The sequence below is a fragment of the Paraburkholderia sp. GAS41 genome (assembly GCF_050436545.1).
GTDB lineage: Bacteria > Pseudomonadota > Gammaproteobacteria > Burkholderiales > Burkholderiaceae > Paraburkholderia.
The window spans coordinates 42,761-67,333 of sequence record NZ_JBNDMK010000009.1 but is presented as its reverse complement, the minus strand read 5'-3'; the positions used below and the strand labels follow the sequence as shown (position 1 = coordinate 67,333).

19 protein-coding genes, 1 tRNA gene and 1 pseudogene are annotated in these 24,573 nt (G+C 62.0%); 13 read left to right on the top strand and 8 right to left on the bottom strand.

Going from position 1 to position 24,573, the window contains the following annotated elements; all coding sequences use genetic code 11:
- The first annotated feature begins 179 nt into the window (after positions 1-179).
- Together P3T43_RS14735 and P3T43_RS14730 are read left to right on the top strand one after the other, a co-directional pair.
- Entirely contained in the window at positions 180-1,244 is a 1,065-nt protein-coding gene (locus P3T43_RS14735) for a glycosyltransferase family 4 protein (RefSeq protein WP_429281776.1), read from the top strand.
- 232 nt (positions 1,245-1,476) lie between these two features.
- Complete coding sequence (locus tag P3T43_RS14730) at positions 1,477-2,331, top strand: hypothetical protein (protein WP_429281775.1); 855 nt, start codon at positions 1,477-1,479, stop codon at positions 2,329-2,331.
- Positions 2,332-2,536: 205 nt separating this feature from the next.
- Here the strand turns inward: P3T43_RS14730 and P3T43_RS14725 are convergent.
- From P3T43_RS14725 to P3T43_RS14715, 3 genes and pseudogenes are all read right to left on the bottom strand, one after another.
- Positions 2,537-2,959, bottom strand: a pseudogene (locus P3T43_RS14725) (organic hydroperoxide resistance protein); the annotation flags it as partial.
- Between the two features lie 181 nt (positions 2,960-3,140).
- Positions 3,141-3,707, bottom strand: a complete 567-nt coding sequence (locus P3T43_RS14720) for a TetR/AcrR family transcriptional regulator (protein ID WP_429281774.1) — start codon at positions 3,705-3,707, stop codon at positions 3,141-3,143.
- Between the two features lie 214 nt (positions 3,708-3,921).
- Entirely contained in the window at positions 3,922-5,799 is a 1,878-nt protein-coding gene (locus P3T43_RS14715) for an ABC transporter ATP-binding protein (RefSeq protein ID WP_429281773.1), read from the bottom strand.
- 415 nt (positions 5,800-6,214) lie between these two features.
- Between P3T43_RS14715 and P3T43_RS14710 the strand changes: the two genes are divergently transcribed.
- On the top strand, positions 6,215-7,162 hold the full coding sequence (locus tag P3T43_RS14710; RefSeq protein ID WP_429281772.1) for an oxidoreductase: 948 nt from the start codon (positions 6,215-6,217) through the stop codon (positions 7,160-7,162).
- Positions 7,163-7,320: 158 nt separating this feature from the next.
- Here P3T43_RS14710 and P3T43_RS14705 read toward each other — a convergent pair.
- The 4 genes from P3T43_RS14705 to P3T43_RS14690 form a co-directional block, all read right to left on the bottom strand.
- Positions 7,321-7,395 (bottom strand) — tRNA-Val (locus tag P3T43_RS14705).
- A 48-nt stretch (positions 7,396-7,443) separates the two neighbouring features.
- Entirely contained in the window at positions 7,444-8,178 is a 735-nt protein-coding gene (dnaQ, locus tag P3T43_RS14700; protein WP_429281771.1) for a DNA polymerase III subunit epsilon, read from the bottom strand.
- Between the two features lie 94 nt (positions 8,179-8,272).
- Positions 8,273-8,719 carry a ribonuclease HI gene (rnhA, locus tag P3T43_RS14695; RefSeq protein WP_429281770.1) on the bottom strand — a complete coding sequence of 149 codons (447 nt, stop codon included), beginning with the start codon at positions 8,717-8,719 and terminating at the stop codon, positions 8,273-8,275.
- Complete coding sequence (locus tag P3T43_RS14690; RefSeq protein ID WP_429281769.1) at positions 8,716-9,531, bottom strand: class I SAM-dependent methyltransferase; 816 nt, start codon at positions 9,529-9,531, stop codon at positions 8,716-8,718. The genes rnhA and P3T43_RS14690 overlap by 4 nt, the downstream gene beginning before the upstream one ends.
- Positions 9,532-9,550: 19 nt before the next feature.
- On the opposite strand from P3T43_RS14690, the gene gloB reads away from it, so the two are divergent.
- The 7 genes from gloB (at position 9,551) to P3T43_RS14655 (ending at position 19,992) form a co-directional block, all read left to right on the top strand.
- Positions 9,551-10,342: a hydroxyacylglutathione hydrolase gene (gene gloB, locus P3T43_RS14685; protein ID WP_429281768.1), complete on the top strand. Its 792-nt coding sequence runs from the start codon at positions 9,551-9,553 to the stop codon at positions 10,340-10,342.
- A 155-nt stretch (positions 10,343-10,497) separates the two neighbouring features.
- Entirely contained in the window at positions 10,498-12,204 is a 1,707-nt protein-coding gene (locus P3T43_RS14680) for a transglycosylase SLT domain-containing protein (protein ID WP_429281767.1), read from the top strand.
- A 191-nt stretch (positions 12,205-12,395) separates the two neighbouring features.
- Entirely contained in the window at positions 12,396-13,634 is a 1,239-nt protein-coding gene (locus tag P3T43_RS14675; protein WP_429281766.1) for an MFS transporter, read from the top strand.
- A 549-nt stretch (positions 13,635-14,183) separates the two neighbouring features.
- Positions 14,184-15,344: a glutamine-hydrolyzing carbamoyl-phosphate synthase small subunit gene (gene carA, locus P3T43_RS14670; RefSeq protein ID WP_429281765.1), complete on the top strand. Its 1,161-nt coding sequence runs from the start codon at positions 14,184-14,186 to the stop codon at positions 15,342-15,344.
- 220 nt (positions 15,345-15,564) lie between these two features.
- The gene (gene carB / locus P3T43_RS14665; protein ID WP_429281764.1) at positions 15,565-18,819 is read left to right on the top strand and encodes a carbamoyl-phosphate synthase large subunit; all 3,255 of its coding nucleotides are present in this window, start codon (positions 15,565-15,567) and stop codon (positions 18,817-18,819) included.
- A 152-nt stretch (positions 18,820-18,971) separates the two neighbouring features.
- On the top strand, positions 18,972-19,448 hold the full coding sequence (greA, locus tag P3T43_RS14660) for a transcription elongation factor GreA (RefSeq protein WP_429281763.1): 477 nt from the start codon (positions 18,972-18,974) through the stop codon (positions 19,446-19,448).
- A 10-nt stretch (positions 19,449-19,458) separates the two neighbouring features.
- Complete coding sequence (locus P3T43_RS14655; protein ID WP_429281762.1) at positions 19,459-19,992, top strand: DUF4149 domain-containing protein; 534 nt, start codon at positions 19,459-19,461, stop codon at positions 19,990-19,992.
- An 84-nt stretch (positions 19,993-20,076) separates the two neighbouring features.
- On the opposite strand, the gene P3T43_RS14650 is transcribed toward P3T43_RS14655, so the two are convergent.
- The gene (locus P3T43_RS14650) at positions 20,077-20,634 is read right to left on the bottom strand and encodes a YhbY family RNA-binding protein (protein ID WP_429281761.1); all 558 of its coding nucleotides are present in this window, start codon (positions 20,632-20,634) and stop codon (positions 20,077-20,079) included.
- Positions 20,635-20,832: 198 nt separating this feature from the next.
- Here P3T43_RS14650 and P3T43_RS14645 point away from each other — a divergent pair, with 198 nt between their 5' ends.
- The 3 genes from P3T43_RS14645 (at position 20,833) to folP (ending at position 24,555) form a co-directional block, all read left to right on the top strand.
- Positions 20,833-21,495: an RlmE family RNA methyltransferase gene (locus tag P3T43_RS14645; RefSeq protein ID WP_429281927.1), complete on the top strand. Its 663-nt coding sequence runs from the start codon at positions 20,833-20,835 to the stop codon at positions 21,493-21,495.
- Between the two features lie 192 nt (positions 21,496-21,687).
- Positions 21,688-23,574, top strand: a complete 1,887-nt coding sequence (gene ftsH, locus P3T43_RS14640; RefSeq protein WP_429281760.1) for an ATP-dependent zinc metalloprotease FtsH — start codon at positions 21,688-21,690, stop codon at positions 23,572-23,574.
- Positions 23,575-23,655: 81 nt separating this feature from the next.
- A complete protein-coding gene (gene folP / locus P3T43_RS14635; protein ID WP_429281759.1) occupies positions 23,656-24,555 on the top strand; it encodes a dihydropteroate synthase in 900 nt (299 codons plus the stop codon).
- The last annotated feature ends 18 nt before the right edge of the window (positions 24,556-24,573 follow it).

Genomic DNA, 24,573 nt, shown 5'->3' with positions numbered 1-24,573 from the left:
ACATGTACAGCCTGGTGACGATGATCAGTCTGGGCATCCTTACCAAGCGATCCATCGCAGGATTTCTCGAAGAAACAGGCTTGTGCCGGCTTTTTCCGGCACGACTGGCCAGGCGAGCAAAGCGAGTCGCTTTTAACAAACCGCAGTACTTTTGCCTGTTTTTTTAAGGAGTTCTCTCTATGCGAATCGCACAAATCGCTCCGTTGCACGAGGCGGTTCCTCCCAAGCTGTACGGCGGAACGGAACGGGTGGTGTCCTACCTGACCGAAGCACTGGTCGAGCAAGGGCATGATGTGACGCTGTTCGCGAGCGGCGATTCGCAGACCTCGGCGAAGCTCGAAGCTTTCTGGCCGCAGGCGCTGCGCCTCGACCCGACCATCCGCGACGTGATGGCGCCGCATATGCTGCTGCTGGAAGAAGTGCGCCGTCGCGCGGACGAGTTCGATGTGCTGCATTTCCACATCGACTACTACCCGTTCTCGCTGTTCGCGCGTCAGCCGGTGCCGTTCCTGACCACCTTGCACGGCCGTCTCGACCTGCCCGAACTGCAACCCATTTTCAACACGTTCAGCGACGTGCCGGTGGTGTCCATCTCGGACAACCAGCGTATGCCGCTGCAACAGGCCAACTGGCTGTCGACGGTTTATCACGGTCTGCCGGAAAACCTGCTCAAGCCGATCCCGAACGTCAAGCCGGGTTACCTCGCTTTCCTCGGCCGCATTTCCCCGGAAAAGCGCCTCGATACGGCAATCCGCATCGCCGAACAGGCCGGCATGAAGATCAAGGTAGCCGCCAAGCTCGACAAGGCTGACCGCGCCTATTACGAAGAAGTCATCAAGCCGCTGATGTCGCTGCCGCACGTCGAATACATCGGCGAGATCAGCGAAGCAGAGAAGACCGAATTCCTCGGCAACGCGCATGCGCTGCTGTTCCCGATCGACTGGCCGGAGCCCTTCGGCCTGGTGATGATCGAAGCCATGGCGTGCGGTACGCCGGTGATCGCGTTCAAGCGCGGTTCGGTGCCGGAAGTGATCGAAAACGGCGTGTCGGGCTTTGTCGTCGAAGACGAAATCAGCGCGGTGGCTGCAGTCAACCGCCTGCACACGCTGCCGCGCGAAACGGTGCGCAAAGCGTTTGAGCAGCGCTTCTCGTCGAAGGTGATGGCGCAGAATTACGTCGCGTCGTACGAAGAACTGCTGCGCCAGAAGCGCCGCACGGTCTTGCGGGAAGTCAACGCAGGCTAAGACTTCGGTTAGCCAAACCGCCGCGGCGGCGCCTTCGGGCGCCGCCTGAGCGCCAACAACGCCCCGCGTGTGTCAAGCACGCGGGGCGTTGTTGCATGTGCGCCGCGCATTTGTCGTGGAATCGTCTGAAAGTAGCGTTTTGCGGATAGCACCTGTGAGGTGCCTCGGTAATATCCCTATAATGGCCGTGCCGCAAATTTGGCTGCGGCGTCGTCAACGACAGGAGGATGCCTTGGCGAGAACGAAAGAGACGCGTGCGAACGCGGCGCCCGGCGCCGGAACGATCTTCGCGTTGCGCGCCATCGGTCTCGTGATCCTGGCTCGTTGGCTGTTTTCGATGGCGCAGATGGACCTCCTGTCGTCGTTGGCTGCCATGGCCTCGTCGCCGTGGGCCTGCATCAACCTTGTTTTCCTGTTTCTGCTGATTTTTCTGCCGGGCGCCCGCGCCCAGGCCGAGCGTCCTTTTCATCCGCTGCCGCAATGGTTGCGGCAGGCGCTGCGGCTGTTCGCTTTACTCGGCTTCCTGTTTGCGGTTTTTTCGGTGGGCGCGTTCGTCTGGAGCGCCGGCGGGCGCCGCGCGATTCATGTCGTGGCGGCCACCAACGGCTGGCTGGTGGCGGCGCCGGCCCTGTATGCGGCGGTGTTGTGGATCTGCCGTCCGCGCGCGCTGTGGCGCACGAATGTGGCGGCGCGCCGTTTCGCGATTGGCCGCTATGCGATTTCCATTGATCTGGCGACGCGCACGGCCGTCGTCTGGGCGGAAAGCCGCAAGCTCGGTCAGTATGATGCGCGCGAACTGTCGGTCCATTGGCCGGATGGTCAGGGAGATGGGGTTGCGCGGTCCGTTGCTGCACCTGCTGCGGCGCTCGATACGGCAGGCGGGATGGCTGCTGCGGCTTCGGCTTCGGCGGTGCCGAGGGTCGCGGCGCAGACGGGCTGGCTACGCCGGCGGCCCAAGGTCGAATTGTTGTGGGACTCTCCCGCGGCTGCGGGGCATAACCATCAGACGGTGTTTCGCGCGCCGCTTGCAACCGAGGGCGATCGGGTTGCTGCGCGAGCGCTCGATACATCGCTTCGTCAAGCCTGACACTCCGCGCCTGCGGGTCAGTATGCCGGCGGTATTCTGAGTTATCGCGGCATCATCGAACGGGTACCTTGTTCGCGCCGCCGCTGGCATCTGACCTGAACGGAGTCACGGTGCCAGTGAGCGGCCGCAAGCGGGCCGCCCAGTCAGTCATGTATTCCGAATGATTGATACGCTGACGTCGCCGCGCGGACGTTAGCTGCGCGAGTCAGGCGATGGTCAGCGTGACGTCGATGTTGCCGCGCGTCGCATTCGAGTACGGGCAAACAATGTGCGCCTTGTCGACGAGCGCCTGCGCCGCTTCGCGAGCCATGCCGGGCAGCGAGATCTTCAGTTCGACCTCAATGCCGAAGCCGTTCGGAATCACGCCAATCCCCACGCTGCCGTCAATCGAGACGTCGGCTGGAATGGCGATCTTGTCGCGCGCGGCCACGAACTTCATTGCGCCGAGAAAACATGCGCTGTAGCCGGCCGCAAAAAGTTGTTCCGGGTTTGCGCCTTCACCGCCTGCGCCGCCCAGTTCTTTGGGCGTGGTCAGCTTGAAATCGAGGTTGCCCGCAGGGACGACGGCACGACCATCACGGCCGCCAGTGGCATGGGCTTGGGCGCGGTAGAGGACTTTTTCGAGCGACGTGGTGAAACTCCTTGAGGTAAGTTGAGTTGCCGGATTTTACTATCTACTACTAGATAGATTTAACTGCAAAAAAGCACCGATTTCTTTTTACATCTGCGATCAAACCTATCTATGCAAAGATGGATTGAACGGCCAAACAATGAGGTGGATTCACCACCTCGCATCAACTGCGTTACCGCTATTTCGTGATCCGCACGGAAGCCTCGACATCTTCAAGCCGGGCCTTCGTGTGAAACAGCCGGGCGGCCAACACGCTGCCCTGAAAAGCCGCGAACAGCGCACGAGCCGCGCCTTCTGGCTTGCCGTTCACCGCCAGCGTGCCTTCTTGCACACCTTGCGCGAGAACCTTCGCGAGCCAGTGTTCGTTCGCCTTGAAAAACGCTTGCACGGCTTGACGGATGTTGTCGGGCAGCGATCCGATGTCTGCAGCCAGCATGCCGCACAGGCAGATCTGGTTACCGTCACCGAGGGTCCTGCCGAACATCTTCGCGTACTTGCTGAGCTTGGCGTCCGCCGGCAACGACATGTCCACGGTCTGAAGGGCGCTGAGTACCTGATTGCTGTACTCGCTGACCGCTTCCAATACCAGATCGTCTTTCGACGGGAAGTAGTAGTGGATGCTCGAGGTCTTTACGCCGACCAGACTGGACAGATCCCGGTAACTAAAACCGTTGTAACCTCGCAGCATGATAAGCGTGATTGCGTGGTCGAGAATCTGTTCGCGCACTGTCGTTGTCGTTTCCATGGATCGAACTTTATCTACTGGTAGATAGAATGTCAAGCATGGATGCGAAAGATTTTTCAAAGCGAGGATGGAGGAATAAAAAAGCCCTGCGTATGGGCATACGCAGGGCTAAGTCTGTACAGAGGCTGGCGGCGGCTATCGCGCCGGAAATGCCGCTGGCTTTCGACGGCTTTTCAGATGCGGACGCCATGCGGCACCTGCCGCGTCCGACCGGCTATTCACCGACCAGCATCTCCGAATCGTCGCTTTGCCTCGCGCCGGCGCCATGCGCTGCGCGTCTGACATCGGGCTCGGAGAGGCCCTTGATCAACTCGAGTGCCTGCCGTTCGAACAGTCTGCGGTACAAGCCTTTCTCGAGCTGGATCAACGCTTCGTGACTGCCTTCTTCGACCACCTTGCCCTTGTCGAGCACCAGCAGCCGGTCCAGCGCACGCACAGTAGACAGACGATGCGCGACGACCAGCGTCGTGCGGCCCACCATGAGTCGCTCCATGGCTTGCTGGATCAGCACTTCACTTTCACTGTCGAGGCTCGACGTGGCTTCGTCCAGAATCAGGATCGGTGCGTCGGCGAGAAATGCCCGCGCAAGCGCGACGCGCTGGCGTTCGCCGCCCGAGAGCTTGACGCCGCGCTCGCCCACCAGCGTGTCGTAGCCGTCAGGCAGCGTCACGATGAAATCGTGGGCGCTGGCGAGCTTCGCCGCCCGCACGATCTCGGCGCGTGTGGCGCCCGGTCGTGCGTAGGCGATGTTCTCGGCCAGTGTGCGGTGGAACAGCACCGGTTCCTGCTGCACGATCGCGATCTGGCTGCGCAACGACGCCTGACTGACGAGCGCGATGTCTTGCCCATCAATGGTGATGCGGCCGCCCGAAACGTCGTAGAGCCGCTGGATCAGCTTGATGAACGTCGTCTTGCCCGAGCCCGAATGCCCCACCAGCCCTACGCGCTCACCAGGCGCGATGCGTACAGAAAAGTTTTCGTACAGCGGTGTGGCGAGCGCGCCATAGTGGAACGTCACGTGCTCGAAGCGGATCTCGCCCTTGCTGATGGCGATTGCACGGGCGCCGGGTTTGTCCTCGATCCCGAGATGCTGCTTCTCGAGCGCGACCAGTTCTTCCATGTCGTTGACCGAACGCTGGAGGTTGCGGATGTGCATCCCCACTTCGCGCAGGTAGCCCTGCAACATGAAGAACATCGTCAGTGCGAACGTGATGTCGCCCACGCCCGCTTCGCCGCGCGCCCACAGGAACAGCGCCGCGCCGAGGATCGAGGCCTGGATCAGCACCAGCATGCCGCCCTGCACACCGCCGTTGAGCGTACCGCGCACCCAGGTGCGTTTTGTACGATGGCGCCATTTGTTGATGATGCGGGCGAGCAGGACCTCTTCACGCTGTTCGGCGCCGAACGCCTTGACGACCGCATTGCAGCTCACGGCGTCGGCCAGCGCACCGCCCATTCGGGTGTCCCAGGCATTGGCGAGACGCGCTGCGGGCGCGACGAAGCCGAGCGACAGCATCGCCGTGACCGTGATGTAGAGCACCGAGCTGAAGCCTACGACGGCACCCATCAACGGCCAGCGCACACCGAGCAGCACGGTGGAACCGACCAGCATCACGAGCGACGGAAACAGCGCGATCAACAGCGTGTCGTTGAGGATGTCGAGCGCCCACATGCCGCGCGTGATCTTGCGGACGGTCGAACCGGCGAAGCTGTTGGCGTGCCAGTCGGTCGAAAAGCGCTGGACCCGGTGAAATGCGTTGGCGGCGATCTTGCTCATCATCGTGAGCGTCAACGGGATGATATTCATGAAGACGCCTTGACGCAGCAGCGTGCCGCCGAGTCCGAGTGCGGCGAGCACGCAGAACGCGGTGATGGCGGCGTGCCAGGCGGCCGGATTGCCGGCTGAACCTGAGGCGATGGCGTCGACGAGATGCCCCGCGAACAGCGGCGTGAGCACATCGGCCAGGGCCGAGAGCAGCACCAGTCCTGTGACGGCGAAGATGCGCCAAGGTTGTTCGCGCCAGTGGCGAACGGTGAAGCTAAGGACGTCCTTGAAGACCTGTCCGCGAAAGTCGAGTTTTTTAGTAGTCATTGGTCACGGCCTGGGGACACAGAGACCCCGGGATTCCAGTCAGGAGCAATAGGAATAGACAGTCGCAGCGGGCCAGAATGAACTGGCGTACTGACTCTAGACGGTCTGGAAAATACGCAGGTTCGCCGAAACAGCGGACCTGGCTGGGCGACTAGCTACGGTCGCGAGGCCACGTAAAGAGGGGCAATGTGCACGCCGAACAACATGTGATGCCTCCCTTTAGTGTTGAGTGAAATGAATTGAAGATGATACTGATTGGAGCGGATGTCCGAAGCTCGAATATATGCCGGGTTTAAGGCGCTTGCAAGCGGGCGATGCCGGATGTGGTTGATATGATACGAAGAATGCGGCAGTGAGGTGTGCCGTACTCGGTGACAAACGTGCGCGTGCTGCGGCGCGGCGACTGGGAGCAAGCATGAGCAATCATTGGAGCTGCGATGACATCGCGCCGCGGACCGGCCGGCGTGTCGTCGTCACCGGTGCGAACAGCGGTATCGGCTATCACACGGCCGCAATCCTGGCGCGTCATGGCGCCGAGGTTGTGCTCGCGTGTCGCGACGAACAGCGTGGCGCGGCGGCGCTCGTCCGTTTGCGCGCGGAAGTGCCCGAGACTCGGGTGCGGGTGGCGCAGCTCGACCTCGCGAGTCTCGCATCGGTACGTGCATTTGCAGACCGCGAGCTTGCGCTACGCCAGCCGCTCGATCTTCTCATCAACAACGCGGGTGTCATGGCGCCGCCTCGACGCATCGAGACCGTCGACGGCTTCGAGCTGCAATTCGGCACCAACGTGCTCGGGCATTTCGCGCTAACTGGCCTGCTGTTGCCCGCGCTCGAGATGGCCGCGGAAAGCTCGCCTGATCGGCCGCGTGTGGTCACCCTTGCCTCGATCGCGCACAAGCAGGGCCGGCTAGACTTCGACGACCTGCAGGCCACGCGCCGCTACGGACCGATGTCGGCTTACCGGCAGTCGAAGCTGGCCAATCTGATGTTCGCGTTCGAACTCGACCGCCGTCTGCGCGCGGCGCGATCACGCGTGATGTCGGTTGCGGCCCATCCCGGCGTGGCCAATACCAACCTGTTTCGCAGCGGCGAGCATTCGTCGCTCAGTCGTGCGGCGCGTGCCGTCCTCAGCGGCTTCATCGGCGCCGCGCTGAATAGCGACGCCGCCGGCGCGCTGCCGACGCTCTATGCGGCGACCGCAGCTGACGTCGTCGACGGCGGCTACTATGGTCCGCTCGGCCTGTTCGAGATGCGCGGGGAGCGGGTGGGGCAGGCGAGCGTCGCGCGCCAGGCAACGGACGAAGCGGATGCGCGACGGTTGTGGCAGGTCTGCGAGACGCTGACGGGAACGGCGTTCAGATAAATACCTTGCGGCATGCCGGGTACGCGGACCCGTGTGATTCTTCGTCGGACCTCGCTACACACGAACACGACGTTCCCAACTCCACAATCCGGCGCAAATGAAAAAGGCCCTGAGACGTTCGTCTGAGGGCCTTTTATCTCTTGCGGGTCACGCGAATCTGGTGGGTGGTACAGGGATTGAACCTGTGACCCCTGCCGTGTGAAGGCAGTGCTCTACCGCTGAGCTAACCACCCGAAGAGATTGAGATTATGTCAGAGCTTTTTGAACTCGTAAAGTATTTTTTAAGCAGTTTGCTCATCGGCTGTTGAAACAGGTTGCAGGCGCCAAACGCTCGTCCCCTTGACCGCCTTGTCGAGACCATCGAGGACGGCCTGGTGCGCAGCCATCTCCTCTTCGCTGGCGACGATCACCGGCAGCTCGAGCGAGCTAAGCGCCACGCGTGGCGCACCTTCGTCGCCCCCTCTCGATGTCTCGCCCAGCATGTCGATAACGAGACTCTCCTGGCCGCGCGTCATTGCCAGGTAGACTTCCGCGAGCAGCTCCGAGTCGAGCAACGCGCCGTGCAGCGTACGGTGGGCGTTGCTGATGCCAAAGCGATCGCACAACGCGTCCAGCGAATTGCGCTTGCCGGGGAACATCGCCTTGGCCCGCACCAGAGTGTCGATCACCTCGCCAACGTGCGAGCCGAACGGCGGTAAGCCAAGCAGTCCGAACTCCACGTCGAGAAAGCCGATGTCGAATGGCGCGTTGTGGATGATCAGATCCGCGCCCTGAACGAAATCGCGCAATTCGTTGGCGATCTCCGCGAACTTCGGCTTGTCACGCAAAAATTCGGTGGTGAGTCCGTGGACCGCGAGTGCACCCGGATCGCTATCGCGTTCCGGATTGATATAGAAGTGCAGGTTGTTGCCGGTAAGCCGGCGATTCACCAGCTCGACGCAGCCGATTTCGATGACGCGATCGCCGGTGCGTGCATTCAGGCCGGTGGTTTCGGTGTCGAGGATGAGTTGACGCATGTGGGATTAGCCCGCTCTAAAAATTGGCTTGAGAAAAACATCGAAGCATAGGCGCGCAAGCAACCACGCTCACGCGGGAGGACGCACGTGCGCCTCAGATTTCCGCCAGCGACGCGACGCCGCGATTGGCGAGCGCATCGGCGCGCTCGTTCTCCGGATGTCCGGCATGCCCCTTGACCCAGCGCCACTCGATCTCGTGTTGCTGAACCGCGCTGTCGAGCCGCTTCCAGAGGTCGGCGTTTTTCACCGGTGTCTTCGCTGCGGTCATCCAGTTTTTCTTCTTCCAGCCGTGGATCCACTCGCTGATGCCTTTCTGCACGTATTGCGAATCGGTGTGCACGACAGCCTTGACCGGCCGCTTCAAGGCTTCGAGTGCGGCGATCACCGCCATCAGCTCCATGCGGTTGTTGGTGGTGTTCGCTTCGCCGCCGAACATTTCCTTTTCCTGCGCGCCGAAGCGCAGCAGTGCGCCCCAGCCGCCAGGGCCCGGGTTGCCTTTGCAGGCGCCGTCGGTATAAATCTCGATGAGTTCGGACGTCATTTTCTCTGGTTGCGTGTGTTCGGGGTGGCGGCAGGGGCGAGGCCCGCTGCAAGGACGGGCTTTTTGACCTTGAGCGGTCCGACCAGACGCATGCCGCGCACGCGCTTGATCGCCTTTATCATATAAGTGGCGCCGAAGATCGGCCACCAGCGGTCGCCGGCGGCTTCCATGAAGCCATAGCGCGCGAGCCACTGGTCGCTCATGAGGGGCGGACGATAGCAGCCGAAGCGTCCGCGCTCAAGGTCGAAGCCAAGCAGTTTAATCCAGTCCTTCAGGCGCGTGAACGCGATCAGGTCGTGCGCGGCCGGCACGAACGGGCGCCCCGTGACTTTGCCGACCGATTGCCGGGCGCCCCACAGCGACAGCGAATTGAAGCCGAGAATAATCAATTGCCCTTCCGGCATCAGGACGCGTTCGGCCTCGCGCAACAGACGGTGCGGGTCGCGCGTGAATTCCAGCGTATGGGGCATGACGATCAGATCGACACTTTGCGCCTCGAACGGCAAGTCCAACAGGTCGCACCAGACCGCACTGTGGCCGGGCGGCGCATGTCGTTCGGGCGCGGCGGCGCCTGCCGCGCGCGGAAAACGATACGGCGCGCTCGCCCCGCTGGCGGCGTCCAGCACCAGTCCGCGGCACGGCATGCGGTTCTCGCGCAGTGCGTCGAGTTGCGGCAGACCGAGCTGCAGCGCGTGGTAGCCGAACACATCGGAGACCACACGGTCGAGCTGCGCCTGTTCCCATTCCAGCACGTAACGTCCGGGTGGCGAATCGGTCCAGGCGGGCCAGTCTATAATCGTTCGGTCAGACATATTAAAGATTGCGTCGCCTATGAATGCGCTCGAGTACGTACCGGTCCCGGCGTTTGAAGACAATTACATCTGGCTCGTGTCGGACGGCCGCCATGCGGTGGTCGTCGATCCGGGTGAGGCCGCTCCGGTTCGCGCCTATCTGGCGAAACGGGGCTGGCGGTTGAGCGCTATTTTACTCACGCACCATCACCAAGACCACGTCGGCGGGGTGGCCGATCTGCTGAACGGCCAGGACGTACCTGTGTATGGGCCGGCCGGCGAGTCGATCGAGCATCTGACCTACCGCCTGAAAAGCGGCGATCGCGTGAGCATCGCCGCGCCGGCGCTCGAGCTGGGTGTGCTGGATGTGCCCGGCCATACGCGCGGTCATATTGCCTACTTCCAGGCGGCCGATCCAGGCGGAACCCCACACGTGTTTTGTGGCGACACGCTGTTTGCGTGCGGCTGCGGGCGGCTGTTCGAGGGCACGCCGGCGCAGATGCTCAAGTCGCTGGATGAACTCGCCGGGTTGCCTGGCGCGACTCAGGTCCATTGCGCGCACGAGTACACGTTGTCGAACATCCGTTTCGCGCTGGCGGCCGAGCCGGGTAATCTCGATTTGCAGGCCTGGCGCGACACGGCCACGGCGTTGCGGGAGCGCGGCGTGCCGACTTTGCCCACGACGATCGAACACGAAAAGGCGGTCAACCCGTTTCTGCGCGCGGACAGCCCGGCCATCCATGCAACCCTCGCGGAACAGTTGCACGAAACAGTGCCTGATCGTTTGACCGCATTCACACTATTGCGGGAATGGAAGAACAGGTTCCGCTGACGCGCGGCTTCATGAGGCCATGTTCACCTTAAATTTCGGCAAAATCTGCCAAGCCTAAGATTTACCTAGGTTTTTCGTATATTTCCGATTGACGTAAACGTTTCGCTTTCGTACTATCGGCTGCAAATTCCAGTCCTGTGGAAGCCGAGACGTTCATGAGATTTATCTTCAGTGCGTTGTTGGTCCTGATGCTCGCCGCGTGCGCGAGCCAGGGGCCAACGACGAGTAGCAATACCATCACCTCCAATCCTGCCAGCCAGCAAGCCGTAGCCGACGCCCTTCGCAATACAGCCGCTGCCAAAGAAACCATCAATGTCGATCAAGGCTCGGTCGATCAGTTGACGAGCCCGGATGCCGATCTGTGGGCGCGGATTCGCCGTGGTTTCCAGATGCCTGACCTGCAAAGCGACCTCGTCGACATGCAAGGCAACTGGTATGCGCAGCGCCCGGAATACGTCCAGCGTATGACCGAACGCTCGCAAAAGTACCTGTATCACATCGTCGAGGAACTCGAGCAGCGGCATATGCCGACTGAGCTCGCGCTGCTGCCGTTCATCGAATCCGCCTACAACCCGCAGGCGCTGTCGGTCGCGAAGGCGGCCGGCATGTGGCAGTTCGTGCCCGACACGGGCCGTACCTACAACCTCAAGCAGAACATGTGGCAGGACGAGCGCCGCGACGTGCTGGCCTCCACCAGCGCCGCGCTCGACTATCTCTCGCGCCTGCACGACATGTTCGGCGACTGGCAGCTTGCGCTGGCGGCGTACAACTGGGGTGAGGGCAACGTGCAGCGTGCGATCGCGCGCAACGAAGCGGCGGGCTTGCCCACCGACTATCAGGACTTGCGCATGCCCAACGAGACGCGCAACTACGTCCCGAAGCTGCAGGCGGTCAAGAACATCGTGATGAATCCGCAGGCCTTCGGCCTGACGCTGCCGTCCATTCCAAACCACCCGTATTTCGTGACGGTAACCACCGCCCACGATATCGACGTGGAAGTGGCGGCCAAGCTTGCCAACATGACGCCCGACGAATTCCGCTCGCTGAATCCGTCGTTCAAGAAGCCGGTCATCCTTGGCGCGACGCAGCCGCAGATCCTGCTGCCGTTCGACAACGCAAGCGCTTTCGAACACAACCTGAAGGCCTACACCGGTAACCTGTCCTCGTGGACGACCTACACGGTGACCGAGCGCGCCGCGCCGGCAGCCATTGCGCAGAAGATCGGCGTCGACGCGGACACGCTGATGGAAGTCAACAAGATTCCCGTCGGCATGCGTCTGAAGCCGGGTTCGACGATCGTCGTGCCGCGTAGCGACGACGGCAATGACGACGAAGACATCAGCGCCGATGTCGCCGAAAGCGCGGTTCTCGCCATGGAACCGGATGTCCCCGACACGCGCAAGATGCTGATCCGCGTGCGTCGCAAGCAGACCATGGCCGCGCTGGCGGTTCGCTACGGTGTATCGGTTGGGCAATTGAAGGGCTGGAACCGTACGCACCGCGATCAGGTGAATCCGGGGCAGGTGATCGTGCTGCACGTGCCGGTGGGTAAGGCCATGCCGAGCGAGCCTGGGCCGGAACGGATCGCAACCAGTGTGCAGGGCGGCGGCGTCGAGCGGATCGGCACCGAGGTCGCAGACACGAAGAACGATTCGCGCTACGATAAGAAGTCGGGTCGTGGCCGCACCACCGTCGTCAAGGTGTCGGATTCCGCGGGCAAGGCCAGCAAGTCATCAGCGTCGAGCCCGGCTAATGGCGGCAAGATGGTGAAAGTGGCCGCGTCGGGCACGTCCAGCAAGGCGTCGAAGGCTGCGGCAACAAGCCGCCCGAAGACCGTGGCCAAGACGAAGAAGGGAAACTAAACCAAAGCGGCTCTGACGGAAGTGGCCACATGCGTTGCGGGGGCACCGCATGAATTGCGCTCCGAACACTTCTCGTTTTCTAACGCCGTCACCTGTGGTGACGGCGTTTTCGTTTCAGGGTCTTTGCGTCCGTGCCCTGGATTTTCGTTTATCGTTCCTGCTTTCGTCTGACCTGCGTTGTCCGCCCGCCTATGTCGTCCACCCAGCTTCGCGTGTTTCTGCTGTTCTCAGCTGGTTACTTCGTCTCCTACGTGTTTCGCGGCGTCAATCTGGGCTTTGCACCGCTCATTACCCATGATCTGGGCCTCTCGGCCGCCGATCTTGGTCTGTTAACGAGTCTCTATTTCCTCGGTTTTGCAGGTGCGCAGCTTCCGGCGGGCGTGCTGCTCGACCATTTCGGCTCGCGCCGGGTCACAGCCGGCATGCTGCTATTCGCGGCTGCGGGGATCGGGGTGTTCGGCGCCGCGCACAGCCTCGGCATGATGATGTTCGGTCGGCTGCTGATTGGCGTCGGCGTGTCGGTCTGTCTGGGCGCGGCATTCAAGGCGCTGGTGCAGCATTTCGAGGCGCCCCGCTTGCCGTTGATGAACGGACTCGTCATGGCCGTCGGCGGTCTGGGCGGCGTGGCCGTGGGTTCGCCGCTGACGTGGGTGCTGACTTTCGCGAGCTGGCGGGCGGTATGCGTCGCGCTGGGCGTTTTGACCATCGTTGTCGCGCTCGCTTTGTGGTTCCTCGCACCGCAGGTCCGCGACAGCCACCGTCAGGCGAGTCTCGGCACGCAGTTCAAAGGCACGTGGCATATCCTCAAGAGCCCGGCGTTCTGGAAGATCGCATCGTTTTCGGTGGTCACGCAAGGCGTCTTTTACGCGATGCAGTCACTGTGGGTGGGCGCGTGGATGCGCGATGTCATGGGCCTCGCGCCCCGCGAAGCGGCGGCCCAGGTGTCGATTCTCGGCTTTGCGATGATGGCCGGTTGTGTCGGTTTCGGCGCTGCGGCGCGTGGTCTGGAAAAGCGCGGCATCTCCCTGTACGCCTTTTGCGGCATTGGGATGGCACTTTTCGTCGTCACGCAATTGCTCATCATGTTCGGCGCGCCGTTGCCAGCGGGGCTCCTGTGGGCGGCGTACGGCATTTTTGGCGGCACGGGCATCCTCAGCTACGCGGTGCTGGCGCGTCATTTCCCGGCGCATCTGATCGGCCGGGGCAACACTACGCTCACGCTGATTATCTTTTTGCTGATTTTCGGCTTCCAGATCGGCGTCGGAGCGGTGCTGTCGCTGTGGCCGGCGACGGCGGGGCATTATCCGGCGAGCGCACACCTCACCGCCTGGGGGATCCTGGTCGTGTTCCAGATTGCCAGTGCGATCTGGTACGTATTGCCGAGCCGCGTGCTGGCAAAACCCGCTCATCTGCAGGCGGAGCATTATTGATAACCAGAGCGAGGGACAAGTCCAGCAACCGATGCAATAACGGTCCCTCGCGCTCCCCGATGTCTGTGAGCGCAGGCGCGGCTAAAGTGCCAGTTACGCGCGGCACGTGAGCAAACGAGGGGGGGCGCCATGCACGTCTGGCCCCTTTTGGCCTGCGCTGGCATCGTATCCCGATTCCGCCTGACTAAGCCCCGCTGACCCGGCTGACAGCCAAGCCAGACAAGGCGATGAGGCACGGCGAGGGCCCGTGCACCGCATCCCGGGACCATCTCGGATTTGGAGGGAGGGGCATTTTCGGGCTATAATTACAAGGTTTGAGCTTATCAACCCGCACCCTAGCGCCTACCTCTCCCACACCGTTCATCCGCCGCGCGCCGCCGACGCACCGCACCCAGCCGATCAGTCCACACAATGGATCCATCGCGCCCTTGCGACGTCTGCCGCCGTACGCGAGCGAGCCTGCGCGCGCATCCGCTGATGCGCCTCGCTGCGGCTCGCACGACTCGGATAGACAGGTCGGCATCTGGGTGCTCCCCCAAGGAGTCTCCCGTGTTGCCGTCTTTTTCTCCCGCTCTGCTCGCGCTCGCCGACGGCACGGTCTTTCGTGGCTACTCGATCGGCGCCCCCGGCCATACGATTGGCGAAGTCGTTTTTAACACCGCTATCACCGGTTATCAGGAAATCCTGACGGACCCTAGCTACGCGCGTCAGATCGTGACCCTCACGTATCCGCACATCGGCAATGTCGGCGTGAACGCCGAAGATGTGGAAGCAACGAAAGTCCATGCCGCCGGCCTCATCATCCGCGACCTGCCGGTCCTCGCGTCGAATTTCCGCATGGAGCGCACGCTCTCTCAATACCTGCAGGACGAAGGCGTGGTCGCCATCGCCGGTCTCGACACCCGCAAGCTGACGCGCGTGCTGCGCGACAAGGGTGCGCAGAACGGCGCCATCCTCGCGGGTTCGGACGACGAAGCCAAGGCGATCGAACTCGCGCGTTCGTTCCCGGGCCTCGCCGGTATGGATCTGGCGAAGGTCGTGTCGACGCGGGAGTCGTTCGAGTGGACACAGACCGAGTGGCGTCTGGGCGAGGGCTACGGCACGCAGAAAGCGCCGAAGTACCGCGTGGTCGCATTCGATTACGGCGTGAAGTACAACATCCTGCGCATGCTGGCCGAACGCGGCTGCCACGTAACGGTGCTGCCGGCACAAGCGACGGCCGCTGACGCGCTGGCGCTCAACCCGGACGGCGTGTTCCTGTCGAACGGCCCGGGCGACCCGGAACCGTGCGACTACGCGATTACCGCCACGAAGGAACTGATCGAGCGCGGCATTCCCACCTTCGGCATTTGCCTGGGTCATCAGATCATGGGCCTCGCGGTTGGCGCGAAGACCATGAAGATGAAGACGGGTCACCATGGCGCGAATCATCCGGTGAAAGACCTCGACGACGGTCGCGTCGTGATCACGTCGCAGAACCACGGCTTCGCAGTGGATGCCGCCACGTTGCCGGCCAACGCACGTGCCACGCACGTTTCGTTGTTCGACGGCACGCTGCAGGGTTTTGCGCTGACGGATAAACCGGCATTCTGCTTCCAGGGGCACCCGGAAGCATCGCCTGGTCCGCACGACATTGCCTATCTGTTCGACCGCTTTACCGGCTTGATGGATCAGAAAAAGGCCGGCACGACGGCGGCCGCAGCGGCTTAAAGCGCGACCTTATGTGGGCCCCTCTGGTGCCCACATAAGGAGCCCGCGCAAATCGGGACACCGGCCATCACGCCGGACCGAAGCGCAGGCGCGAGGCGCACGGAACAGCGCGCGCCACCGCAGCCAGCCGCGAGGAGCCCAGGCAGCAGTCAAGTGGCCCCGGCAGCAGCGGCGAAGCGCGCCAACGGAAAGAATTCAGGAATACATTAGCGAGAGCGTTATGCCCAAGCGGACAGACATCAAGAGCATCCTCATCATCGGCGCGGGTCCGATCATCATCGGCCAGGCGTGCGAATTCGACTACTCGGGCGCGCAGGCGTGCAAGGCGTTGCGTGAGGAAGGCTACAAGGTCATTCTCGTCAACAGCAATCCGGCGACGATCATGACCGACCCGAACACGGCCGACGTCACCTACATCGAGCCGATCACGTGGGAAGTGGTAGAGCGCATCATCGCCAAGGAGCGCCCGGACGCGATTTTGCCGACGATGGGCGGCCAGACCGCGCTCAACTGCGCGCTGGATCTGCACGCGCACGGCGTGCTGGAGAAGTACAAGGTCGAGCTGATCGGCGCGTCGCCGGAAGCCATCGACAAGGCGGAAGACCGTCAGAAGTTCAAGGACGCGATGACCAAGATCGGTCTCGGTTCGGCCAAGTCGGGCACGGCGCATTCCATGGAAGAAGCGCTGCAGGTGCAGGCGCAGATCGCCATCGAAACTGGCAGCGGCGGTTATCCGGTGGTGATTCGCCCGTCGTTCACGCTGGGCGGCTCGGGTGGCGGCATTGCGTACAACCGTGAAGAGTTCGAAGAAATCTGCAAGCGTGGTCTGGACCTGTCGCCCACGCGCGAACTGCTGATCGAAGAGTCACTGCTCGGCTGGAAAGAGTATGAGATGGAAGTGGTCCGCGACAAGCAGGACAACTGCATCATCGTCTGCTCGATCGAAAACCTGGATCCGATGGGCATCCACACCGGCGACTCGATCACCGTCGCACCGGCGCAGACGCTCACCGACAAGGAATACCAGATCCTGCGTAACGCATCGCTCGCCGTGCTGCGCGAAATCGGCGTGGACACGGGCGGTTCGAACGTGCAGTTCTCGATCAACCCGGTAGATGGCCGGATGATCGTGATCGAAATGAATCCGCGCGTGTCGCGTTCGTCGGCGTTGGCTTCGAAAGCGACCGGCTTCCCGATCGCCAAGGTCGCGGCGAAGCTGGCGTGCGGCTACACGCTGGACGAACTGAAGAACGAGATCACCGGCGGCCAGACCCCGGCGTCGTTCGAACCGACGATCGATTACGTCGTCACCAAGATTCCGCGTTTCGCGTTCGAGAAATTCCGCGAAGCCGATCCGCGTTTGACGACGCAGATGAAGTCGGTTGGCGAAGTGATGGCGATTGGTCGCACCTTCCAGGAATCGTTCCAGAAAGCGCTGCGCGGGCTCGAAGTCGGCGTGGACGGTCTGGACGAAAAGACCGTGAGCCGCGACGAGATCATCCGCGAGATCGGCGAAGCCGGTCCGGACCGCATCTGGTACGTGGGCGACGCGTTCCGGATCGGCATGAGCGCCGCGGAAATTTTCGAAGAGACGGCGATCGACCCATGGTTCCTCGCGCAGATCGAACAGATCGTGCTGAAGGAAAAGGCGCTGGCCGGCCGCACGCTCGCGAGCCTCTCGAAAGAAGAGTTGAAGTATCTGAAGCAGAGCGGTTTCTCGGATCGCCGTCTGGCCAAACTGCTCGGCGCGAAGCCGGCGGAAGTGCGCCAGCGCCGTATCGAGTTGAACGTGCGTCCGGTTTACAAGCGCGTGGACACTTGCGCGGCGGAGTTCGCCACGAAAACCGCCTACATGTACTCGACCTACGAGGAAGAGTGCGAAGCGAATCCGACGAACAACAAGAAGATCATGGTGCTGGGCGGCGGCCCGAACCGGATCGGTCAGGGCATCGAGTTCGACTACTGCTGCGTGCACGCGGCGCTCGCCATGCGCGAAGACGGCTACGAAACGATCATGGTCAACTGCAACCCTGAGACCGTTTCGACCGACTACGATACGTCCGATCGTCTGTACTTCGAATCGCTGACGCTCGAAGACGTGCTGGAAATCGTCGACAAGGAAAAGCCGGTCGGCGTGATCGTGCAGTACGGTGGGCAAACGCCGCTGAAGCTCGCGCTCGATCTCGAAGCGAACGGTGTGCCGATCATCGGCACGTCGCCCGACATGATCGACGCAGCCGAAGACCGCGAACGTTTCCAGAAGCTGCTGCAGGGCCTCGGCCTGCGTCAGCCGCCGAATCGCACCGCTCGCGCTGAAGACGAAGCGTTGAAGCTGGCTGAAGAAATCGGCTATCCGCTGGTGGTGCGTCCGTCGTACGTGCTGGGCGGCCGCGCCATGGAAATCGTCCACGAGCCGCGCGACCTCGAGCGCTACATGCGCGAAGCGGTGAAGGTATCGCACGATTCGCCGGTGCTGCTCGACCGCTTCCTCAACGACGCGATCGAATGCGACGTGGATTGCATCTCCGATGGCGAAGCCGTGTTTATCGGCGGCGTGATGGAACACATCGAACAGGCGGGCGTGCACTCGGGCGATTCGGCGTGCTCGTTGCCGCCGTACTCGCTGTCGAAAGAAACGATCGCCGAATTGAAGCGTCAGACCGGCGCTATGGCTCGCGCGCTGAACGTGATCGGCCTGATGAACGTGCAGTTCGCGATCCAGCAAGTACCGCAGGCGGACGGCTCGAAAGAGGACGTGATCTACGTGCTCGAAGTGAATCCGCGCGCCTCGCGCACCGTGCCGTACGTGTCGAAGGCGACCAGCCTGCCGCTCGCGAAGATCGCGGCTCGGGCGATGGTCGGTCAGACGCTGGCACAGCAGAGGGTCACGAAGGAAATCGACCCGCCGTACTTCAGCGTCAAGGAAGCGGTATTCCCGTTCGTCAAGTTCCCGACCGTCGATCCGGTGCTCGGACCTGAGATGCGTTCGACCGGCGAAGTGATGGGCGTGGGCCAGACGTTCGGCGAAGCGTTGTTCAAGTCGCAGCTCGCGGCGGGTTCGCGTTTGCCGGAGTCGGGCACCGTGCTGCTGACCGTAATGGACGCCGACAAGCCGAAGGCGGTCGAGGTCGCCCGCATGCTGCACGAACTGGGCTATCGGATCGTCGCGACCAAGGGTACGGCTGCGGCCATCGAAGCGGCTGGCGTGCCGGTGAAGGTGGTCAACAAGGTCAAGGACGGCCGTCCGCACATTGTCGACATGATCAAGAACGGTGAGATTGCACTGGTCTTCACGACCGTCGACGAAACCCGCGCTGCGATTGCCGATTCGCGTTCCATCCGCATGAGCGCGCAGGCCAACAAGGTCACGTATTACACGACCATGTCGGGCGCGCGGGCCGCAGTCGAAGGTTTGCGGTATTTGAAGGACCTGGAAGTCTATGATTTACAAGGACTCCACGCTCGCCTAAACTAAGGCTTCGAATACCTGTCCAAGATGTAAGTGCCGCGGTTAAGCGGCGTCCCTCAAGGTACCAGCATGGGCTTTGCCCGGGTTCAGGCACCAGCGGGGATGCACTTAACCGCGGTGATTTTTTTTACGGCCGTTTTTTGCCATTAGAGCTGTTTATGAGCACTATTCCATTGACGACGCGTGGCGCCAAGCAGCTGCGCGATGAACTGCAGCATCTGAAATCGGTTGAACGTCCCGCGGTCGTCAACTCGATCTCCGAAGCGCGTGCCCAGGGTGATCTCTCGGAAAACGCGGAATACGACGCTGCGAAGGAAAAGCAGGGTTTCATCGAGGGCCGCATTGCGGAAATCGAGTCGAAACTGGCCGGCGCGCAGATCATCGACCCCGCCGCAGTCGACGCGGACGGCCGCATCGTGTTCGGCGCGACCGTAGAACTGGAAGACCTCAAATCGGGGGCTTCCGTCAAGTATCAGATCGTCGGCGACGACGAAGCGGATCTCGAGCACGGCCTGATCTCGATCAGCTCGCCAATTGCGCGCGCCATGATCGGCAAGTCGGAAGGCGATGTGGCGTCGGTGCAGGCGCCGGGCGGCGTACGCGAGTACGAAATCATCTCCGTCAGCTACATCTGAAGGACGTCTCGTGTCCAGTCAGGTCTCCGCCGTACCGCATCGGGTGTTCCGTCTGCTGACCGTGGTGTGGGTCGGCAGTCTGCTCACCATCGGTTATGCGGTGGCGCCCGTGCTGTTTACGGCGCTCGACCGGATGTCGGCCGGCGCGGTTGCCGCGCAGCTGTTTCGCATCGAGGGTTGGCTGGGGGTGGTGTGCGGGGTGCTGCTGCTGGTGCTTGCCAACGTGTTGATTCGCCGCGGCTACGATACCTATCGTCGCCTGCGCGGGCTGATTGCCGGGATGCTGGTGTGTGTGCTGCTCGGCTACTTTGCGCTGCAGCCGTTCATGAATGCCATTCGCATGGCTGCGCTAGAAGCCGGCACGGATGTCGCACATTCGCCCGATGCGATGCGCTTCGGCGTGCTGCATGGCGTGTCGAGTCTGTTTTATCTGATCGAGAGTTTGCTGGCCATCGCACTGGTGTGGAAGCTGCCCAGCGAGGCAACTGCAACATTGGCTGGGCAACGCAGCCAGGAGGCGGCGGGCAAGCGTGTGGCCGGTTGAGCGGCGCAGTCAAGTGCCCAATCTACCGCTCTGCGGGTGTGGCACCCGCAGTCGCAACACCCGCACCCGCAGTTGCAATACTGATTACTTCACCGACTGATGGGGGCGCTTGGCGCTGGCCTGGCGTTTCTTGGCCCGCTTGATATTGCCCCCCGCCGTCACGCGTTCGTTGCCGCGTACCACAAGCTTCTTGGGCTTCGGCTTGCGCATCGGGATTTCAGACGGCTTGATCACGGTCACGACGCGCGGGGCGCGACCTTTACCTGGCTTGGTATCTTCGGCAGCGGCCTGACGGGCACTCGGCAGTTCGCCACGCTTGATGCCCGGCGCGTCGCCGCGTTTGGCACGGGTGGTGGACTTAGCCGTTGCTTCCGGCTTCCAGATCACCAGCAGCTTGCCGATATGCTGGATCGGCGCGGCGTTGAGCGTGTCGCAGATCTGTTCGTAGATCGCCAGACGTTCTTCGCGTTCGTCGCCGAACACCCGGATCTTGATCAGTTGATGCGCGCCCAGGTGGACCTTGATCTCGGCCAGGACGGCCTCGGTCAGCCCCTCGGCGCCGATGAGCACGACCGGTTTGAGCGCATGCGCCTGGGAGCGTAGCTCGGCGCGTTGATCGGAAGAGACTTTAAGGGCTGGCATGGAAAGTGGGAGACTCGACTAAAATGGCGGCGCCTGCAATTCCGATCGCATAGGTCGATCGGGCAGGGCGGCGCGTCAGAACAACAGAGAATCGCGGTTGAGGGCTCCGGGTTGATGACCCATTGAGCGTGGCCGCGCGAATTAAGCGCGTATTATCCGCTAAAAGTGCGACATCACGCACCAAGAGTTCAACGTTTAATGGCAAAAAACAAGTTCAACACGTCGTGGCTGCACGATCACATCAACGATCCCTACGTGAAATTGGCGCAGCGGGAGGGCTATCGCGCCCGCGCAGCCTACAAACTGAAGGAAATCGACGAACAGGACAAGCTGATCCGTCCGGGCCAGGTCATCGTCGACCTGGGTTCAGTGCCCGGCAGCTGGAGCCAGTACACCCGCAACAAGCTGGCGCAGGGCGCCAAGCGCGACGCCACGCGGGAAGGCGGGATCGACGGTACGATCATCGCGCTCGATGTGCTGCCCATGGAGCCAATCGCCGACGTCAACTTTATCCAGGGCGACTTCCGCGAGGAAAGCGTCCTGCATCAACTCGAAGAATTGGTCGGGCCGCGTCAGGTCGACCTTGTAATTTCGGATATGGCGCCCAACCTGTCGGGAGTGGCGCTGGCGGATGCCGCGCGGATCGAGCATCTCTGCGATCTCGCGCTGGAGTTTTCGCAGAATCACCTGAAGCCGGATGGCGCCCTTTTAGTCAAGTGCTTTCACGGCAGCGGTTACAGCCAGATTGTCGAAAAGTTCAAGCAGCAGTTTAAGACGGTCGCAGCCCGCAAACCGAAGGCCTCGCGGGATAAATCGTCGGAAACGTTTATTTTGGGAAAGCATCTGAAACGGCCCGCTTGATGGGATAGGCAGCGGATGTTCCGCGACCTTTTTGAGTCCCATATTTGCCGGAAAAGCGGCACTGGCACAGCCTCCTGAGCTATTTCTGTGGTAGAGAATGGTTATGGCAGGGGTCTGCGGTCTGGATTAGAATGCTTTAGTGGTGCCGCAAGGCAAATGTAGGCGCCCGACTATGAGTGAAGGAGTGGTGCTTTGAACAACAATATGTTTTCGAAGGCAGCAGTGTGGCTGGTTATCGCACTGGTGCTGTTTACGGTGTTCAAGCAGTTCGATAAGCCCCGTGTGCAGGAAGGCGTTTCCTATTCGCAGTTCATGGACGACGCAAAGAACGGCAAGGTCAAGAACGTCATCGTTCAGGGGCGTAACCTCACGGTCACTCCAGCAGACGGCCAGAAGTACCAGATCGTGTCGCCCGGCGACATCTGGATGGTCGGCGACCTGATGAAGTATGGCGTTCAGGTGAGCGGCAAGGCCGATGACGAACCGAACGCGCTGGTATCCGCGCTGTATTACCTTGGACCCACGATCCTGATTATCGGGTTCTGGTTCTACATGATGAGACAGATGCAGGGAGGCGGGAAAGGCGGTGCGTTCTCGTTCGGCAAGTCCCGTGCGCGTCTGATCGACGAGAACAACAACGCCATCAATTTCACCGACGTCGCGGGTTGCGACGAAGCCAAGGAAGAAGTCTCGGAGCTGGTCGACTTCCTGCGCGATCCACAGAAATTCCAGAAGCTGGGCGGCCGCATACCACGCGGTGTGCTGCTGGTCGGGCCTCCGGGTACCGGTAAGACGTTGCTTGCGCGCGCCATTGCTGGCGAAGCGAAAGTGCCGTTCTTCAGCATTTCGGGTTCGGACTTCGTGGAAATGTTCGTCGGCGTGGGCGCGGCTCGTGTGCGCGACATGTTCGAACAGGCCAAGAAGCATGCACCTTGCATCGTGTTCATTGACGAAATCGACGCAGTCGGCCGTCATCGCGGCGCCGGCATGGGCGGTGGTAACGACGAACGTGAACAGACTCTGAACCAGATGCTGGTCGAGATGGACGGTTTCGAAGCGAATTCGGGCGTGATCGTGATCGCTGCAACGAACCGTTCGGACGTGCTGGACAAGGCGTTGCTGCGTCCGGGCCGTTTCGACCGTCAGGTGTATGTCGGTCTGCCGGACATCCGCGGCCGCGAACACATCATGAAGGTGCATCTGCGCAAGGTGCCGATCTCGAACGACGTCGACGCAGCGGTGATCGCACGCGGCACGCCGGGCTTCTCCGGTGCCGACCTTGCGAACCTCGTGAACGAAGCGGCGCTGTTCGCGGCTCGTCGCGGCAAGCGCATCGTCGAAATGATCGACTTCGAAGATGCCAAGGACAAGATCTTCATGGGTCCGGAGCGCAAGTCGGCAGTGATCCGCGAAGAGTCGAAGCGTGCTACGGCGTACCACGAGTCGGGCCATGCGGTGATTGCCAAGCTGTTGCCGAAGGCCGATCCGGTGCACAAGGTCACCATCATCCCGCGCGGTCGCGCACTGGGTGTGACGTGGCAGTTGCCGGAACACGACAACGAAACGTATTCGAAGGACTATCTGCTCGATCGTCTGGCGATCCTGTTCGGTGGCCGGGTGGCGGAAGAGCTGTTCCTGAATCTGATCAGCACCGGCGCGTCGGACGACTTCAACAAGGCAACGGCTACGGCCCGCGCCATGGTGGCCCGCTTCGGCATGACGGATGCGCTCGGACCGATGGTCTACGTCGACGACGAGAACGACGCTACGCCGTTTGGCCGCGGCTTCACGCGGACCATTTCGGAAGCGACGCAGCAGAAGGTCGACGCGGAAATCCGTCGCGTGCTGGACGAGCAGTACAACCTCGCGAAGCGCCTGCTGGACGAGAACCGCGACAAGGTCGAAGCGATGACCGCGGCCCTGATGGAGTGGGAAACGATCGATGCCGATCAGATCAACGACATCATGGCTGGCCGTCCGCCGCGCGCCCCGAAGAGCTCGCCGCCGTCGGCAAGCGACGCTTCAGGTGGCAGCACGGGCACCGAGGTGAAGCCGGGTAGCGCGACTGCGCCGGCTTGATCGGAGCCACATCCAAAGCACGGGCCGGTGTGATTCCACACCGGCCCGTTTTGCATTCATCCCATTTGCCTGTCTGTCCGTATGACCCGTTACGCGTCGAACTCCGTGTTGCCCGCTATCGCTGTGCCCGAGCCGCTGCAATGCGGCCGCTTCACGCTGACTTTCGAGCGGCCGCTCGTGATGGGCATTCTTAACGTGACGCCCGATTCGTTTTCCGACGGCGGCCAGTTCGCGATGCGCGGCGACGCGCTGCGCCAGGCCGAGAGAATGATGCTCGATGGCGTGGATATCGTCGACATTGGCGGAGAATCCACGCGTCCCGGCGCGCCGCCGGTGCCGCTCGACGAGGAGCTGGAACGGGTGATTCCGCTCATCGAGCAGTTGCGCGGGGCGCAGATACCGCTCTCCGTGGATACCTACAAGCCCGAGGTCATGCGTCACGCCCTGGCGGCCGGCGCCGACCTCGTCAACGATATCTGGGGCTTTCGCATGCCTGGTGCGATCGAGGCGGTGCGCGACAGCGCATGCGGCCTGTGCGTGATGCATATGCTCGGCGAGCCACGGACCATGCAAACTGGCGAGCCGGCTTATCAGGACGTGGTGAGCGAAGTACGGACGTTTCTGGAGGAACGGGTGGCGGCACTGACAGGCGCCGGTGTCGCGAAACAGCGCATCAGCGTCGACCCCGGATTCGGTTTTGGCAAGGCCGTGGTCGACCATAATTACGCCTTGCTGGCCCACCTGCCGGAAGTTGCGCCGCGCGCCGAGTCGCCGTTCCCAATCCTGGCAGGCATGTCGCGTAAATCGATGCTGGGCGCGGTGACCGGCCGCGCCGCGTCGGAGCGGCTCGCCGCCAGCATCGCCGCGGCAATCTGTGCTGCGGAGCGCGGTGCTGCCATACTGCGCGTGCACGATGTCGCGCAAACCGTCGATGCGTTAAAAGTTTGGGCAGCCACCCGCGACGCAACGCTTCGCGGCTGATCCTTCGAAAAGAGAGAG